The sequence below is a fragment of the Acidovorax sp. PRC11 genome, assembly GCF_031844105.1.
GTDB lineage: Bacteria > Pseudomonadota > Gammaproteobacteria > Burkholderiales > Burkholderiaceae_C > Paracidovorax.
The window spans coordinates 354,086-369,238 of record NZ_JAUZUQ010000003.1 but is presented as its reverse complement, the minus strand read 5'-3'; the positions used below and the strand labels follow the sequence as shown (position 1 = coordinate 369,238).

Sequence of the window (15,153 nt, the reverse complement as noted above, 5' to 3'; positions counted from 1 at the left end):
CTTCGCCCGCGCGGCGATGGCGGAGATCGAGCGGCGCGAGGGGTACGAGGGGCAGCTGCTGGTGGCGCTGGAGGCGTGCCGGGCGCCCACCGAAAAATAGCGCTTGCCAAAGTCTCAATTTGAGTTATTATTCGTTTCATGGTGATCGCAGTGATCACCGCGGCGCCTCCCCGTATGAGGGGGCAAGGAAGAAAAAATGACCATCGCTCAAATCCGTGCGGCTCTGATCGCCAAGTTCGGCGCCCGCAAGTACCGCATCACCGGCAGCGGCGACATCCATGCCTTCGGCACCATGCCCAACTCCAACGTGGAGGGCTGGTTCTTCGCCGGTCATGTGGACACCATCACTCCCGAGGAACTGGCTTGAGCAACCTCGCGAAGCTGACCATCACGCCAGGTGGCCCCTGGCGTCTCTACCAGCACGCTGTCATCCCCGGCTGGGAGATGCTGGGCACGGTGCAGCGAGGGGATGAGATCGGCGCCTTGGCACGCATCAAGGCCACCGGCAATCTGGTCATGATGCGCGCGGGTATCGTGTCCACGCTCAACCAGCGCAAGGCAGCCGCTGCGCTCGCGGCTGCGGAGAGCACCGATGCCGGCACCTGAGCTGATCGCCGGGCCCTACCTGCCGCCGGAATGCACGGTCGGGGGCTGGATCGACGACGAGATCGACGGGCGGCTCGAGGTGGGCGGTTGGACCGCCGCACCCATCTCCTGGCCGCGGCGGAAGAAGACCGGCAGGGCGTCCCTCATCCTGTGCGGCGACCTGGTGCGGGCCGTCCGGACAGAATCCTCTGAAGCTGTGGCTCACTGGTGGGGGGTGGGCGTCACGAAGGTCTGGATGTGGCGCAAGGCCCTGGGAGTGGGCAGGGTCACGGACGGCACACGCAAGCTGCTGCAGGAGCGCACGGGCGTGCCGCCAGAGGCCGCAGCCCGAGGCCGAGCCGTGGCAGCCGAGCCGGAGGCGCGCGCCCGGATGGCCGACAGCAAGAGAGGGAAGCCAGTGGCTCCGCAAACGCGGGAAGCGCTGTTGCGCGCGGCCAAGCGGAAAAAGCCGTCAGGGTTCGGTGTGCGGGCCAACGCAGCAATGCTGGGGCGCGCTCTCCCTGATCTGCACCGCGGAGAGTGGTCATCCGAAGAGGACGACAGGCTCCGTGAGTTGTTCCGCCGCCGTCCCGTTGCCGACATCGCATTGCTGCTCGGGCGGACACAGGGCGCGGTGAATGGCCGCGCCACGGTATTGGCGCTGAGGCGCGATAAAGCCATCAGCGTTTGGACTGAGGCTGACGACGAATTCCTGCGTGAGCATTACGCAGAGCTGGGGGCGGAGAGGTGTGCGGCACAGCTCGGTCGTACAGCCGGCGCGGTCAGTGTTCGAGCAACGAGGCTGGGGCTGTCCTTTCGGGCGGCCTCCCGTGGCCGCGCAATCGGCGGACACACCAAATGGACGAGTCAAGATGACGCGGAGTTGCGGGCTCTCTGGCCGCAAATGCGGAGTGAAGAAATCGCGCTTAGCCTGCGCCGGTCTCTTGGTTCCGTGGTCGCGCGCGCGGTCCGGCTTGGGCTGAAACGATGACCTCTGACGACCTCCGCACCTGGCAGGACCAGATGGGCTACACCTACGACACGGCCGCTCAGGCCCTGGGTGTGAGCCGGGCCACCTACGCGGACTGGGTGGCCGGCCGCAGCCGCACGACGGGCAAGCCCGTGGCTCCGAGCCGGGCCGTGGGGCTCGCGTGCGCGGCTCTGGCCGCGGGGCTGGGGGAGTGGAATTTCTCCCAGGAACCTCCCTGAGCCAGCACGCTGGCAGCTAGGCGGTCGATAGGGAAAAACCGTCTAACGCACTTCCCGCGTCCCTGGGAAAACCGGTTGTCCTCAAGACGGCCGCCGTTAGACAAAAATCGCCTAAGATGTTGATTCGTAATCCTTGAATCTCTGCTTTGGGAGCAGAGGGTCGCGAGTTCGAATCCCGCCGCTCCGACCATGGATACCAAGGGGTTGGCTCTGCACGGAGCCGACCCCTTTCGTCTTTCCGAGACCCACGCTGCCATGGCCCTTTCTCCAGCGTCCTCTCCCGTGCCGCCTCCGCCGTCGCCGCGTGCAGGCGCACGCACCGAAGCCGCACGCATCGAAGCCGTCGATGCCCTGCGCGGCCTCGCGATGGTCTGGATGACCGTCTTCCACTTCTGCTTCGATCTCAGCCACTTCGGATACTGGCCCCAGGATTTCCGCGCCGACCCGTTCTGGACGGTGCAGCGCACCGCGATCGTCAGTTTGTTCCTGTTCTGTGCGGGCCTGGGGCAGGCCATCGCCTGGAGCCAGAACGTGGCATGGGCGCGGTTCTGGCGGCGCTGGGGGCAGATCGCGTTCTGCGCGCTGCTGGTGAGCGCGGGTTCCTACCTCATGTTCCCGAACAGCTTCATCCATTTCGGGGTGCTGCACGGCATGGCGGTGATGCTGGTGATCGTGCGCTGCACGGCAGGGTGGGGCGCCGGGCTGTGGCTGCCGGGTGCGGTGGCGCTGGCGGCCCCGTGGCTGGGCGCCTGGTTGCTGGCCGGGCCGGCTGCTGCCTGGGCGCCCGCCTTCAACGGCGGCGCCCTCAACTGGCTGGGCGTGGTCACGCGCAAGCCGTTCACCGAAGACTATGTGCCGTTGCTGCCCTGGCTGGGCGTGATGTGGTGGGGCATGGCGGCCGGGCAATGGGCCTTGCGGCACCGTGCCGGCTGGCTGTATGCCGGGTTGCCGAGGGTGATGCGTCCGCTCGTGCTGCTGGGGCGCTGGAGCCTGAGCTACTACATGCTGCACCAGCCGGTGCTCATCGGCACCTTGTTGGCAGTGGGGTGGCTGGCGGGCCGTTGAACGCAGGCCCGCAACACAAGCACCGCCCATGAAAAAACGCGGCATGGGGCCGCGTTTCGATGGGTTGCCCCGATGCAGGGCGAGGGCCGTGGGTGCCGCGCCGCGAAGGCCGCCGCACCCCGTGCCCCGGGAGCATCACTCCACCTTGGCCTTGGCGCGCAGGTCTTCCTGGAACTTGGCCAGCTTCTGCTGCTGCAGCTGCTGTGCGATCTGGGGCTTCACTTCTTCCAGCTTCGGCAGCTTGGCTTCACGCACGTCGTCCAGGCGGATGATGTGCCAGCCGAATTGCGTCTTGACCGGGGTCTGGGTCGTCTTGCCCTTGTCGAGCTTCACGAGGGCTTCGGTGAACTCGGCCACGTAGCTGTTGGGCGAGGCCCAGTCGAGGTCGCCGCCGCGTGCGCCGGATCCCGGATCCTTGGACTGCTTCTTGGCGATGTCTTCGAACTTGGCACCCTTCTTGAGCGATGCGATGATGGCCTTGGCCTGGTCTTCCGTCTCGACCAGGATGTGGCTGGCCTTGTATTCCTTGCCGGTGTTGGCGGCCAGGAACTTGTCGTATTCGGCCTTGATCTCGGCGTCGGTGACCGGGTTGGCCTTCTGGTATTCGGTGAACAGCTCGCGGATCAGGATGGTCTGGCGGGCCAGTTCCATCTGGTCCTTGACGTTCTGGGTGCCTTCCAGGCCGCGCTTCTGCGCTTCCTGCAGGAAGATCTCGCGGGCGATGACCTCTTCCTTGATCTGGCCTTCGATCTCGGGGGTGATGGGACGGCCGGAGCGTTCCACCTGCTGCTTCAGGACCTCGATGCGTTCCTTGGGCACGGCCTTGCCGTTCACGACGGCGACGTTCTGCGCGAGGGCAGGCAGGGCAGCGGTGCCGAGCACGGCAGCGGCCACCAGGCCGGACAAGAGCTTTTTCTTCATTGGGAAATCCACAAAAAGGAAAGGGCCGGCTGCACGGTGTGCGCCACGGGGGCCCTGGACGTGGGAATCAGACCGATCAGAGAACTTCGATCGCGATGGCGTGCGCGCCCTGGTCGATAAACTCCTGCAGCGCATCATACACAAGGCGATGGCGGGCCACGCGGCTGCGATCGGTAAACAAAGGTGACGAGATGCGCACCCGGAAATGGGTGCCGAAACCGGTTCCGTTGGCCCCCACGTGGCCGGCATGCGCGGCGCTTTCGTCGATCACTTCCAGCTGCGTGGTCGCGAGCACTTCCCGCAGGCGGTGCTCCATGGCCTGCGCGGTCGGCGCTGAAATGGGAGTGGGCTGGAAGCCGCTCATCGCTGCGCATCCTCGGGGGCCTGGCGGGCGGACTCGGGCTCCTTCATGTAGCGGCTCAGATAGAGCGCCTGTCCGATCACGAACACGGCCATCAGGCCGATGCCGCCGAAGAGCTTGAAGTTCACCCACGCATCAGTGCTGAAGGTGTAGGCCACCCACAGGTTGACCACGCCCATCACCAGGAAGAAGGCCGTCCAGCTCCAGTTCATGGTGCGCCAGGCCGCCTCGGGCAATTCCATCTGGCCGCCCATGAGCGAGCGGATGAGGTTCTTGCGGAAAAACAGCTGGCCCACCACGAGCGCCGTGCCCATCAGCCAGTAGAGCACGGTGGGCTTCCACTTGATGAAGGTGTCGCTGTGGGAAAGCAGGGTGGCTCCCCCGAACACGACGATCACCCCGAGACTGACCCATTGCATGGGCTCCACGCGCCCGTTGCGCACGCGCAGGTAGACGATCTGCACGATGGTCGCGGCGATCGCCACGGCCGTGGCCGTGTAGATGCCCCAGACCTTGAAGGCCACGAAGAACAGGATGATGGGGAAGAAGTCGATCAGCAGTTTCATAAAGGGAAGGGCCGAGGCCGGTCCGTCAGGATCCGTCCGCCTCGAAGTCCAGCGATGCGGAGTTCATGCAATAGCGCAGGCCGGTGGGAGCCGGCCCGTCCTCGAACACATGGCCGAGGTGCGCCCCGCATTGTGCACATACCGTCTCGGTGCGGACCATGCCGTGGCTGCGGTCCACGATTTCCTCGATGGCGCCGGGCACCGCCTGCGAGAAGCTGGGCCAGCCGCAGCCCGCGTCGAACTTGGTGTCCGAATCGAACAGCTTGGCGCCGCAGCACACGCAGTGGTAGCTGCCGTCGGCCCAGTGGGCTTCGTATTTGCCGGTGAACGGGCGCTCGGTGGCCGCGTGCCGGGTCACCTGCCAGGCGACGGGTTCGGCGCCCTTGTCCTTGAGCAGGGCCTGCCATTCGGCATCGGTCTTCTGGATGGGGAAGGTCATGATGAGCAGCTGATTTCGATGGAAGAAGCCCAGTCGGGCGGGAAGCCCGCCCATTCGGCATGGTCGGGATGTTCGTCGAAGGGGCGCGCCAGCACCGCCTGCAGGGCATGCAGCGGGCCGAAGTCGCCATCCTTGGCGGCGCGGATGGCCAGTTCGCCCAGGTGGTTGCGCAGCACGAAGCGCGGGTTGGTGCGCTGCATCCGGGCCGCGGCCTGCGGCCGGTCTTCGCGGGCGAGGCGCTCCGTATAACGCGCGGCCCAGGCGTCCCAGCCGGCGCGGTCCGGGAAGAGGTCGCGCACCGGCGAGAAATCCTGCGCGGCCACGGCCTGCGAGAGCCGGTGCCAGAAGATGGTGTAGTCGACGGCGCCCGCGGCGAGCAGCGCGAGCAGGTCGTCCACCAGCTGAGCATCGCCCTCGGCCGCTGCCGCCAGGCCGAGCTTGTCCCGCATGCGGCCCATGTATTCCGCCGGGAAGAGGGAACGGTAGGGCTCCAGCGCGGCCTGGGCGAGTTCCGTGTCTTCGATCAGGGGCATGAGCGCCTGGCCGAGGCAGAACAGGTTCCAGTAGGCCACCTGGGGCTGGCGGTTGAAGGCGTAGCGGCCCTGGCTATCGCTGTGGTTGCAGATGTGGCCGGGCACGAAGGCGTCCAGGAACTGGAAGGGCCCGTAGTCGATCGTGAGCCCCAGGATGCTCATGTTGTCGGTGTTCATCACACCGTGGCAGAAGCCCACGGCCTGCCACTGCGCGAGCAGCGCCGCCGTGCGTTCGCCCACCGCGCGCAGCAGCGCGGCGTAGGCATTGCCGCCGGAGGCTTCGCCCGCGGAGCGGCATTCAGGGTAGTAGCGGTCGATCACGTAGTCGGCCAGGGCGCGCAGCTCCGCCACCTGGTCGCGCGCCGCGAAGTGCTCGAAATGGCCGAAGCGCACGAAGCTCGGCGCGACGCGGGTGACCACGGCGGCGGTCTCGATCTCCTCGCGCGCGATGGGCGCCGGCGAGCCGGTGAGGGCGAGCGCCCGCGTGGTCGGGATGCCGAGTGCGTGCATGGCCTCGCTGCAAAGGAATTCGCGGACCGAGGAGCGCAGCACTGCGCGGCCGTCGCCCATGCGGGAATACGGCGTGCGGCCGGCGCCCTTGAGCTGCACCTCGTGGCCGTTCCCCGTCTCACCGAGCAGGATGGCGCGGCCGTCGCCCAGCTGGCCGGCCCAGACGCCGAACTGGTGGCCGCTGTAGACGCTGGCGAGCGGCCGCATGCCGCGCAGCAGGGCATTGCCCGAGAGCACCTGCACGGCCGCATCGCTGCCCAGCCAGCCGGGCGCCATGCCGATCACGGCGGCGGCGTCGGGGCTGCCGGCGATCCAGTGGGGATCGGGCAGCGGCGTCGGCACCAGTTCAGTATGGAAGGCGGGCCCGAGCGCGGCGAAGCCCTCGCGCCACGCGAGACCCGAAGGGGTGTCGGACGGCGGGGCGGAAGCAGCGGTGGCGGCGGTGGTCGTCATCGTGCCCATTGTGTCCCAGGGCCTTTGCCACGGCGGCCCACAGGGGCTTGGGGGCCGCCCTGCCGCCCGGTGTCGCCAGCCGGACAGCAGGGCGTTTTCCCGGGGTTGACCGGAGGGCCTGACGGCGGGGGCGGCGGTTAGGATCGGCCGTCACATCACCATCCGTAACGGACACACAAGGAGACACCATGCTGGGCCTGATGCAGAGCCAACCCCTGCTGATTTCGACGCTGGTCGAGTTCGCGGAGCGCCACCACGGCGATGCGCAGATCGTCTCGCGGCGCGTGGAGGGGGACATCCACCGCTACACCTACCGCGACATGGCGGCGCGCTCGCGCCAGCTCGCCAACGCGCTCGACGCCGATGGCCTCGCCTTCAGCGACCGCGTGGCGAGCCTGGCGTGGAACGGCTACCGCCACCTGGAGATGTACTACGGCGTGAGCGGCTCGGGCCGCGTGCTGCACACGATCAATCCGCGCCTGCACCCCGAGCAGGTCGCCTGGATCGTGAACCACGCGGAAGACCAGGTGCTCTGCTTCGACCTGACGTTCCTGCCGATCGTGCAGGCGGTGCATGCCAAGTGCCCCTCCGTGCGCCGCTGGGTGGCGCTGTGCGATGCCGACCGGCTGCCCGCCGATACGGGCATTCCCGGCCTCACGAGCTACGAGGCCTGGATCGGCGCCGCGCCGGCCGACTACGCTTGGCCGTCGTTCGACGAGAACTCGGCCTCCAGCCTCTGCTACACGAGCGGCACCACGGGCGACCCGAAGGGCGTTCTCTACAGCCACCGCTCGTCGATCCTGCATGCCTACGCCGCGGCGCTGCCCGACGTCATGGGCCTGTCGGCCAGCGACGCGGTGCTGCCGGTGGTGCCGATGTTCCACGTCAATGCCTGGGGCATTCCGTATTCCGCGCCCCTCACCGGCTGCAAGCTGGTGTTCCCGGGGCCCGCGCTGGACGGCAAGTCCGTCTACGACCTCATGGCGGCCGAGGGCGTGACCTTCGCGGCCGGCGTGCCCACCGTGTGGCAGATGCTGCTGCAGCATGCGAAGGCCAACGGCCTGCGTTTCGGCAAGCTGCAGCGCACGGTGATCGGCGGCTCGGCCTGTCCGCCCGCGATGATCCAGGCCTTCCAGAACGAGTACGGCGTGCGGGTGCTGCATGCCTGGGGCATGACCGAGATGAGCCCGCTCGGCACGCTGTGCTCGCTCAAGAACAAGCACCTGGACCTGCCCGAGGACGAGCGCATGAAGATCCTGCTCAAGCAGGGGCGGGCGATCTTCGGCGTGGACATGAAGATCGTCGACGGCGAAGGCCGCGAACTGCCCTGGGACGGCAAGGCCTACGGCGACCTGCTGGTCAAGGGGCCGTGGATCGTGGACCGCTACTACCGCGCCTCCGGCAGCCCGCTCGTGCCCGATGCCCAGGGCCGCGGCTGGTTCCCGACGGGCGACGTGGCGACGATCGATCCGGACGGCTACATGCAGATCACCGACCGCAGCAAGGACGTGATCAAGTCCGGCGGCGAGTGGATCAGCTCGATCGACATCGAGAACATCGCCATGGCGCATCCCGCCGTCGCCATGGCGGCCTGCGTGGGCATGCCGCATCCGAAGTGGGACGAGCGTCCCATCGTGGCCGTGGTGCTGCGCCAGGGCGCGCAGCTCACGCGCGACGAGCTGCTGGCCTTCTACCAGGGCAAGACGGCCAAGTGGCAGGTTCCGGACGACGTGGTGTTCCTGGACGCGATCCCGATCGGGGCCACCGGCAAGATGCTGAAGGCGCGCCTGCGCGAACAGCTCGCGGACTACCGACTGCCCGGCCTCTGACGGCTCCGGCGGCTGCGCCGCAGGCCCGGGCGGGCGGCGGGCTCGGCCGGAGTCGCCTGCGGGATAGGCGCTAGGGTGAATCCCTGAATCCTCCCGCGGACCTCGCCTGTACGCTGCGTCGTGTTCCGGTGACCCCCTACAACGCAAGGAGACAGGCGATGAGATTTGCTATCAAGTTAGTAGCCGCATCTGCAATCTTGGCGACCGCAGGCAGCGCATTCGCCCAAAAGGGCGAGACTGTGAAGATCGCCTGGCTCGATCCGCTCTCGGGCCTGATGGCGGCGGTGGGCACCAACCAGCTCAAGAGCTTCCAGTTCCTGGCCGACGAATTCAGCAAGAAGAACGCCTCGGGCGTGAAGTTCGAGATCATCGGCATCGACAACAAGCTGAGCCCGCAGGAAACCACCAGCGCGCTGCGCTCCGCGATGGACCAAGGCGCGCGCTACGTGGTGCAGGGCAACGGCTCGGGCCCGGCCCTCGCCATCATGGACGCGCTGGAAAAGCACAATGCGCGCAACCCCGGCAAGGAAGTCGTCTACCTGAACTATGCGGCGGTGGACCCGGACCTCACCAACAGCAAGTGCAGCTACTGGCACTTCCGCCTCGATGCCGACACGTCGATGAAGATGGAGGCCATGACCACCTTCATGAAGGACCAGCCTGAGATCAAGAAGGTCTACCTGATCAACCAGAACTACGCGCACGGGCAGCAGGTTGCCAAGTACGCCAAGGAAAACCTCGCGCGCAAGCGGCCCGACGTGCAGATCGTGGGCGACGACCTGCATCCGCTCGCCCAGGTGCGCGACTTCGCGCCCTACATCGCGAAGATCAAGCAGTCCGGCGCCGACACCGTGATCACCGGCAACTGGGGCTCCGACCTCGCCCTGCTGATCAAGGCGGCCAACGACGCGGGGCTGAACAACGTCAATTTCTACACCTACTACGGCGGCGTGACCGGCTCGCCCACCGCCATGGGCGCGGCCGCCGCGGGGCGCGTGTACATGGTCTCGTACAACCACCTGAACCTGCCCGGCGACATCGGCCGCGTGGTGACCGACTACAAGAAGAAGTTCAACGACGACATGTACACGGGCGCCGTGTACCACGCGTTCGCGATGCTGGACGCCGGCTTCGTCAAGGCCAAGAGCACCGATCCCGTGAAGGTGGCGCAGGTGCTCGAAGGCATGAAGTTCAACAGCTTCAACGGCGAGGTGGAGATGCGCAAGTCCGACCACCAGCTGCAGCAGGGCCTGTTCGTCTCCAAGTGGGAGAAGGCGGGCGGCAAGTACCCGAACGACGCGGAGAACACCGGCTACACCTTCGTGCCGGTGAAGTACTACGAGCCCTACGTGGCGAGCACGCCCACGTCGTGCCAGATGAAGCGGCCGTCCTGACCGCCCGGCCCCGCAGCGGGGCCTTCGCATCGGACGGGCCCGGGGGCATGCCTTCCCGGGTGCCGGCTCCGGCCCGTCCTTTCCCTTTCGCCTTCCCGCAGCGCCTCGCGGCCTGATCCCGATGAACCTCGAGTTTTTCGTCATCTCCCTGCTCAACGGCGTGAGCTACGGGCTCCTGCTGTTCATGCTGAGTTCCGGGCTGACGCTGATCTTCAGCATGATGGGCGTGCTCAACTTCGCGCACACCAGCTTCTACATGCTCGGCGCCTATTTCGCGTATTCGATCTCGGGCGTGGTGGGCTTCTGGCCCGCGCTCGTCATCGCGCCGCTGGCCGTGGGCGCCCTGGGCGCGGCCTTCGAGCGCTACGCGCTGCGGCGGGTGCACAAGTTCGGCCACGTGCCGGAGCTGCTGGTGACCTTCGGCCTCTCCTACCTCATCCTGGAGATCGTGCAGCTCGTCTGGGGCCGCTCCACGGTGCCCTACGGCCTGCCGACGCAGCTGCAGGGGCCGCTCTTCTCGCTCTACGGCACGCAGTTCCCCAAGTCCCGGTCCTTCGTGATGCTGGTGGCGCTGCTGATGCTCGTCTCGGTCTGGCTGGTGCTCACCCGCACGCGCATCGGCCTCGTCATCCAGGCCGCGCTCAAGCAGCCGGAGATGGTGGAGGCGCTCGGGCACAACGTGCCGCGCGTCTTCATGCTGGTGTTCGGCGGCGGCTGCGCGCTGGCCGGGCTCGCCGGCGTGATCGGCGGCAACACCTACGTCACCGAACCCGCGATGGCGGCGTCGGTCGGCTCGATCATCTTCGTCGTGGTGGTGGTGGGCGGCATGGGCTCGCTCGCCGGCGCCTTCCTCGCGTCGCTCATCATCGGGCTGGTGCAGACCTTCGCCGTGGCGCTCGACTACTCGCTGGCGAGCGCGCTGCGGGCGGTCGGCATGGCGGTCACGGACCAGACCTTCGGCTACCCCGTGCTCAAGCTCACCATCTCGCAGGTCGCCCCGATCCTGCCCTACCTGTTCCTCGTGCTGATCCTGATCTTCCGCCCGAAGGGGCTGCTCGGAACGCGGGAGGACTGACACCATGGCCATGCATCCATCTTCCGGCGTCTACCGTTTCCGGCCGCTCAACATCGGCCGCGCCGTGGTCTGGGGCGCGTTCGGGCTCGCACTCATCGTGGCACCCAAGGTGTTCACGAGCAGCCTGGCGCTCACCATGCTCGCGCAGATCGGCTACCTCATCATCATCTGCCTCTCCTACAACATCCTGCTGGGGCAGGGCGGCATGCTGAGTTTCGGGCATGCCGTCTACACCGGCCTGGGCTCGTTCATGGCGGTGCATGCGATGAACTGGGCGGGCAAGGGCGCGCTGCCCATCCCGCTCGTGCTGATCCCGCTCGTCGGCGGGCTGGCGGGCATGTTCTTCGCGGTGCTGCTGGGCTTCGTCACCACGAAGAAATCCGGCACCACCTTCGCGATGATCACGCTGGGCATCGGCGAGCTGGTGGCCTCGATGGCGCTGATGTTCCCCGAGGTGTTCGGCGGCGAGGGCGGCATCACCACCGACCGCGTCTACGGCCAGGGCTTCTTCGGCATCACCTTCGGCCCGGCCATCCAGGTGTACTACCTGATCGCGGCCTACTGCTTCGTCTGCACGGCGCTGATGTTCGCCTTCACCGGCACGCCGCTGGGGCGCATGCTGAACGCGGTGCGCGACAACCCGGAGCGGGTCGAGTTCATCGGCTACAACACCCAGCGCGTGCGCTACTACGCCTTCATCATCTCCGGCTTCTTCGCCGGCATCGGCGGAGCGCTGGCGGCGATCAACTTCGAGATCGTCACCGCGGCCGACAGCGTGAGCGTGATGCGCTCGGGCTCCTACCTGCTGTTCACCTTCCTCGGCGGCGCGACGTTCTTCTTCGGGCCGATCATCGGCGCGGTGCTGCTGGTGTTCGCCTCGGTGCTGCTGTCGGAGCTGTCCAAGGCCTGGCTGCTGTACCTGGGACTCGTCTTCCTCCTCATGGTGATGTATGCGCCGGGCGGCATCGCCAGCCTGATCATGATGAACCTGCGCGTGGCGCGCCATGGCCGCCTGAAGCCGCTGCTGCCCGCCTACCTGGCCGTCGGGGCCTCGGCGCTCGTCGCCGTGGTGGGCGCCGCGGCGATGATCGAGATGACCTACCACCTGCAGCTCAACGCGGCGCTCGGGCCGCAGATCGGATTCCTCGGGGCCACGCTCGATGCGCGCAGCCCGGCGACCTGGACCGGCGCCGTGGCCGTCTTCGCGGTGGGCGCGGCGCTGTTCGAAATCAGCCGGCGGGCCTTCGCGCGCCGCTGGGGCGCCACGCAGGAGGCGATCGAGCACGACATGAAACTGGGCGCAGCCGCGCAGGGAGGCCGCGCATGACGGCGACGGACAACGGCACCCCGGCCCTGGAGCTGCGCGACCTGCGCAAGCGCTTCGGCAAGACCGAGATCATCCGCGGCGCCAACCTGGCGGTGCGCCCGGGCGAGCGCGTGGCCATCATCGGGCCGAACGGCGCGGGCAAGTCCACGCTGTTCAACCTGATCAGCGGCCGCTTCGGGCCCAGCAGCGGCGAGGTGCTGCTGAACGGCCAGCGCATCGACGGCAAGGCCCCCTACGAAATCAACCGCATGGGCCTGTCGCGCAGCTTCCAGATCACCAACATCTTCCCGAAGCTGAGCGTGTTCGAGAACCTGCGCTGCGGCGTGCTCTGGAGCCTGGGGTACCGCTACAGCTTCTGGCGCTTCCTCTCGCGGCTGCACGATGCGAACGCCCGGGCGGAGGAACTGCTCGAGCAGATCCACCTGGCACCGAAGCGCGACACGCTGGCGATGAACCTCACCTACGCCGAGCAGCGCGCGCTGGAGATCGGCATCACCATCGCCGGCGGCGCGAGCGTGATCCTGCTGGACGAACCCACGGCTGGCATGAGCAAGAGCGAGACGGCGCGCTTCATTCAGCTCATCCGCGAGGTGACGCAGGGCCGCACGCTGCTCACGGTGGAGCACGACATGGGCGTGGTGTTCGGCCTGGCCGACCGCATCGCGGTGGTGGTGTACGGCGAGGTGATCGCCTTCGACACGCCCGAGGCCGTGCGTGCGAACCCGCGCGTGCAGGAAGCCTACCTGGGCTCGGTGATCGCGGCGGAACAAGCGGAGGGGCACTGAGATGCTGCACGTACACGACCTGCATGCCTACTACGGCAAGAGCCACGTGCTCCACGGCGTGAGCTTCGACGTGGCGCCCGGGGAGATCGTCGCGCTGCTCGGCCGCAACGGCTCGGGCCGCTCCACCACGGCCAAGGCCATCATGGGGCTGGTGCACTGGGAAGGCGCCGTCGAATGGAAGGGCCGGAGGCTCGCGGGAAGCAAGCCGTACGAGATCGCGCACCTGGGCCTGGGCTACGTGCCCGAGAGCCGTGACGTGTTCCCCAACCTGACGGTGCACCAGAACCTGCTGCTGGGCCAGAAAGGGCGCGGCAAGGGCAGCCGCTGGGGCTTCGACGACATGTATGCGATGTTCCCGCGCCTGAAGGAGCGGCAGCACACCGAGGCGGGCGTGATGTCCGGCGGCGAGCAGCAGATGCTCACGCTCTGCCGCACGCTCATGGGCGACCCGGACCTGATCATCATCGACGAGCCCACCGAGGGCCTCGCGCCGAAGATCGTGGAGCTGGTGGGCGAGTACCTGCAAAAGATCCGCGAGCGCGGCGTCTCGGTGCTGCTCATCGAGCAGAAGCTCACCATCGCCATGCGCATCTCCGACCGGGCGCTCGTGATGGGGCACGGCAGCATCGTGTTCGACGGCACGCCGGAAGGCCTGCGCGCCGACACCGGGGTGCGGCGGGAGTGGCTGGAGGTCTGACACGCGGCGTGCCGGGGGCCGGACGGGCGGCTCCACGCACGCCATGACGGGATGACGAGCGCTCCCGGGCCCGGCGGGAAGTGACGGGGGTGTCACACAACCGAAATGTTCTGTCATTAACATCTTCTGACACCATTTCCGGCGCCCGGCATGTCCGACTCCCCTGCGTATTTGACAGAGTTCCGCCCCCGTTTCCGTCCCCCCAGCGCCGCGGACCTGTGCACTCCCGTGCCGTGCATGACCACCGGCCAGACCAACGAAGAGGTCATGGACGTGTTCAACCGGCACCGGGACCTGGTCGCCCTGCCGGTCGTGGAAGGCGTGCGCCCGATCGGCCTCATCAACCGCAGCATCTTCCTCTCGCAGATGAGCAAGCAGTTCCGCATGGAACTCTACGGCCGCAAGAGCTGCATCGCCTTCATGGACAAGGAGCCGCTGATCGTGGAGGCGGCCATGGACATCGACACGCTCACCCTGAGGACGGTGGAGTCCGGCGAGAAGGCGCTGTCCGACGGTTTCATCATCACGCGCGACGGCGCGTTCGCCGGCGTGGGCAACGGCCTGCAGCTGATGCGCGTGGTGGCGGACCTGCAGGCATCGCGCAACCGCCAGATCATGCACAGCATCGAATACGCGAGCGTGATCCAGCAGTCCACCCTGCGCGCCTCGCGGGAGACGCTGGCGCGCGCCTGCGCGCAGGCCGATCTCGTCTGGGAGCCCCGCGACGTGGTGGGCGGCGATTTCTACCACTTCTGCCTCGCCGAAGGCGGCTGGTTCGGGGCGGTGGCCGACTGCACGGGCCACGGCGTGCCCGGCGCGTTCATGACGCTGATCGCCTCCACCAGCCTGGGCAAGGCGATCGAGCGGCAGGGCCCGCAGGATCCCGCCGGGCTGCTCGGCAGCGTGAACCGCAGCATCAAGCAGGTGCTCGGCCAGATGGACGGCAAGGACGAAACGCCCGGCTCCGACGACGGCATGGATGCGGCCTTCTTCTGGTTCGAACCCGCCACCGGGCGACTGGTGTTCTCCGGCGCCCGGCTGTCGCTCTATGTGCTGCGGCCCGATGCCGACGCGGTGGAGCTCGTCGAAGGGCAGCGCAAAGGCGTGGGCTACGTGGACAGCGGGCTCGACTACGCCTGGGAGAACCAGCCGGTGCAGCTGCCGGCCGGCAGTCTCGTCTTCATCACCACCGACGGCCTCACGGACCAGGTGGGCGGCCCACGCGCCATCGCCCTGGGCAAGCGCCGCCTGCGGGAGCTGCTGCTGCAGCACCGAGCCGACAGCCCCGGGGTGCTCAACCGCGCCGTGCTGGACTGCCTGAGCGCCTGGCAGGGCGAGCATGGCCGTCGCGACGACGTGACCTTCCTCGCTTTCCGCGCCTGAGGCAAAGCACCACTTTTCCCG

Annotated in this window: 17 protein-coding genes; 12 read left to right on the top strand and 5 right to left on the bottom strand. The window is 67.6% G+C overall.

Annotated elements, in window-relative coordinates; all coding sequences use genetic code 11:
• Positions 1-196: 196 nt before the first annotated feature.
• From Q9R47_RS05600 to Q9R47_RS05580, 5 genes are all read left to right on the top strand, one after another.
• Positions 197-367, top strand: a complete 171-nt coding sequence (locus Q9R47_RS05600; RefSeq protein ID WP_311232215.1) for a hypothetical protein — start codon at positions 197-199, stop codon at positions 365-367.
• Entirely contained in the window at positions 364-606 is a 243-nt protein-coding gene (locus Q9R47_RS05595; RefSeq protein WP_311232214.1) for a hypothetical protein, read from the top strand. Before Q9R47_RS05600 ends, Q9R47_RS05595 begins: the two co-directional genes overlap by 4 nt.
• Positions 593-1,576 (top strand): hypothetical protein, encoded by a 984-nt coding sequence (locus Q9R47_RS05590; protein ID WP_311232213.1) that lies wholly within the window; start codon positions 593-595, stop codon positions 1,574-1,576. The genes Q9R47_RS05595 and Q9R47_RS05590 overlap by 14 nt, the downstream gene beginning before the upstream one ends.
• Positions 1,573-1,794, top strand: a complete 222-nt coding sequence (locus Q9R47_RS05585; protein ID WP_311232212.1) for a helix-turn-helix transcriptional regulator — start codon at positions 1,573-1,575, stop codon at positions 1,792-1,794. Before Q9R47_RS05590 ends, Q9R47_RS05585 begins: the two co-directional genes overlap by 4 nt.
• A gap of 255 nt (positions 1,795-2,049) precedes the next feature.
• On the top strand, positions 2,050-2,859 hold the full coding sequence (locus tag Q9R47_RS05580) for a heparan-alpha-glucosaminide N-acetyltransferase (RefSeq protein WP_311232211.1): 810 nt from the start codon (positions 2,050-2,052) through the stop codon (positions 2,857-2,859).
• Positions 2,860-2,994: 135 nt separating this feature from the next.
• On the opposite strand, the gene Q9R47_RS05575 is transcribed toward Q9R47_RS05580, so the two are convergent.
• From Q9R47_RS05575 to Q9R47_RS05555, 5 genes are all read right to left on the bottom strand, one after another.
• Positions 2,995-3,780, bottom strand: coding sequence for a peptidylprolyl isomerase (locus Q9R47_RS05575; protein WP_311232210.1), 786 nt, complete (start codon positions 3,778-3,780; stop codon positions 2,995-2,997).
• Between the two features lie 76 nt (positions 3,781-3,856).
• Positions 3,857-4,096, bottom strand: coding sequence for a BolA family protein (locus tag Q9R47_RS05570; protein ID WP_311232224.1), 240 nt, complete (start codon positions 4,094-4,096; stop codon positions 3,857-3,859).
• Positions 4,097-4,140: 44 nt separating this feature from the next.
• Positions 4,141-4,707: a septation protein A gene (locus tag Q9R47_RS05565; RefSeq protein ID WP_311232209.1), complete on the bottom strand. Its 567-nt coding sequence runs from the start codon at positions 4,705-4,707 to the stop codon at positions 4,141-4,143.
• A 25-nt stretch (positions 4,708-4,732) separates the two neighbouring features.
• A complete protein-coding gene (msrB, locus tag Q9R47_RS05560) occupies positions 4,733-5,146 on the bottom strand; it encodes a peptide-methionine (R)-S-oxide reductase MsrB (RefSeq protein WP_311232208.1) in 414 nt (137 codons plus the stop codon).
• Positions 5,143-6,642 carry a protein adenylyltransferase SelO family protein gene (locus Q9R47_RS05555; protein ID WP_311232207.1) on the bottom strand — a complete coding sequence of 500 codons (1,500 nt, stop codon included), beginning with the start codon at positions 6,640-6,642 and terminating at the stop codon, positions 5,143-5,145. The genes msrB and Q9R47_RS05555 overlap by 4 nt, the downstream gene beginning before the upstream one ends.
• Before the next feature lie 188 nt (positions 6,643-6,830).
• Between Q9R47_RS05555 and Q9R47_RS05550 the strand changes: the two genes are divergently transcribed.
• From Q9R47_RS05550 to Q9R47_RS05520, 7 genes are all read left to right on the top strand, one after another.
• On the top strand, positions 6,831-8,471 hold the full coding sequence (locus Q9R47_RS05550; RefSeq protein WP_311232206.1) for a 3-(methylthio)propionyl-CoA ligase: 1,641 nt from the start codon (positions 6,831-6,833) through the stop codon (positions 8,469-8,471).
• Positions 8,472-8,629: 158 nt separating this feature from the next.
• Positions 8,630-9,865 carry a branched-chain amino acid ABC transporter substrate-binding protein gene (locus tag Q9R47_RS05545; protein ID WP_311232205.1) on the top strand — a complete coding sequence of 412 codons (1,236 nt, stop codon included), beginning with the start codon at positions 8,630-8,632 and terminating at the stop codon, positions 9,863-9,865.
• A 121-nt stretch (positions 9,866-9,986) separates the two neighbouring features.
• Complete coding sequence (locus tag Q9R47_RS05540; RefSeq protein ID WP_311232204.1) at positions 9,987-10,940, top strand: branched-chain amino acid ABC transporter permease; 954 nt, start codon at positions 9,987-9,989, stop codon at positions 10,938-10,940.
• A gap of 4 nt (positions 10,941-10,944) precedes the next feature.
• Positions 10,945-12,267 carry a branched-chain amino acid ABC transporter permease gene (locus Q9R47_RS05535; protein ID WP_311232203.1) on the top strand — a complete coding sequence of 441 codons (1,323 nt, stop codon included), beginning with the start codon at positions 10,945-10,947 and terminating at the stop codon, positions 12,265-12,267.
• Positions 12,264-13,052 carry an ABC transporter ATP-binding protein gene (locus tag Q9R47_RS05530; RefSeq protein WP_311232202.1) on the top strand — a complete coding sequence of 263 codons (789 nt, stop codon included), beginning with the start codon at positions 12,264-12,266 and terminating at the stop codon, positions 13,050-13,052. The genes Q9R47_RS05535 and Q9R47_RS05530 overlap by 4 nt, the downstream gene beginning before the upstream one ends.
• Position 13,053: 1 nt before the next feature.
• A complete protein-coding gene (locus Q9R47_RS05525) occupies positions 13,054-13,749 on the top strand; it encodes an ABC transporter ATP-binding protein (protein WP_311232201.1) in 696 nt (231 codons plus the stop codon).
• A gap of 150 nt (positions 13,750-13,899) precedes the next feature.
• Positions 13,900-15,132, top strand: a complete 1,233-nt coding sequence (locus Q9R47_RS05520) for a SpoIIE family protein phosphatase (protein ID WP_311232200.1) — start codon at positions 13,900-13,902, stop codon at positions 15,130-15,132.
• The last annotated feature ends 21 nt before the right edge of the window (positions 15,133-15,153 follow it).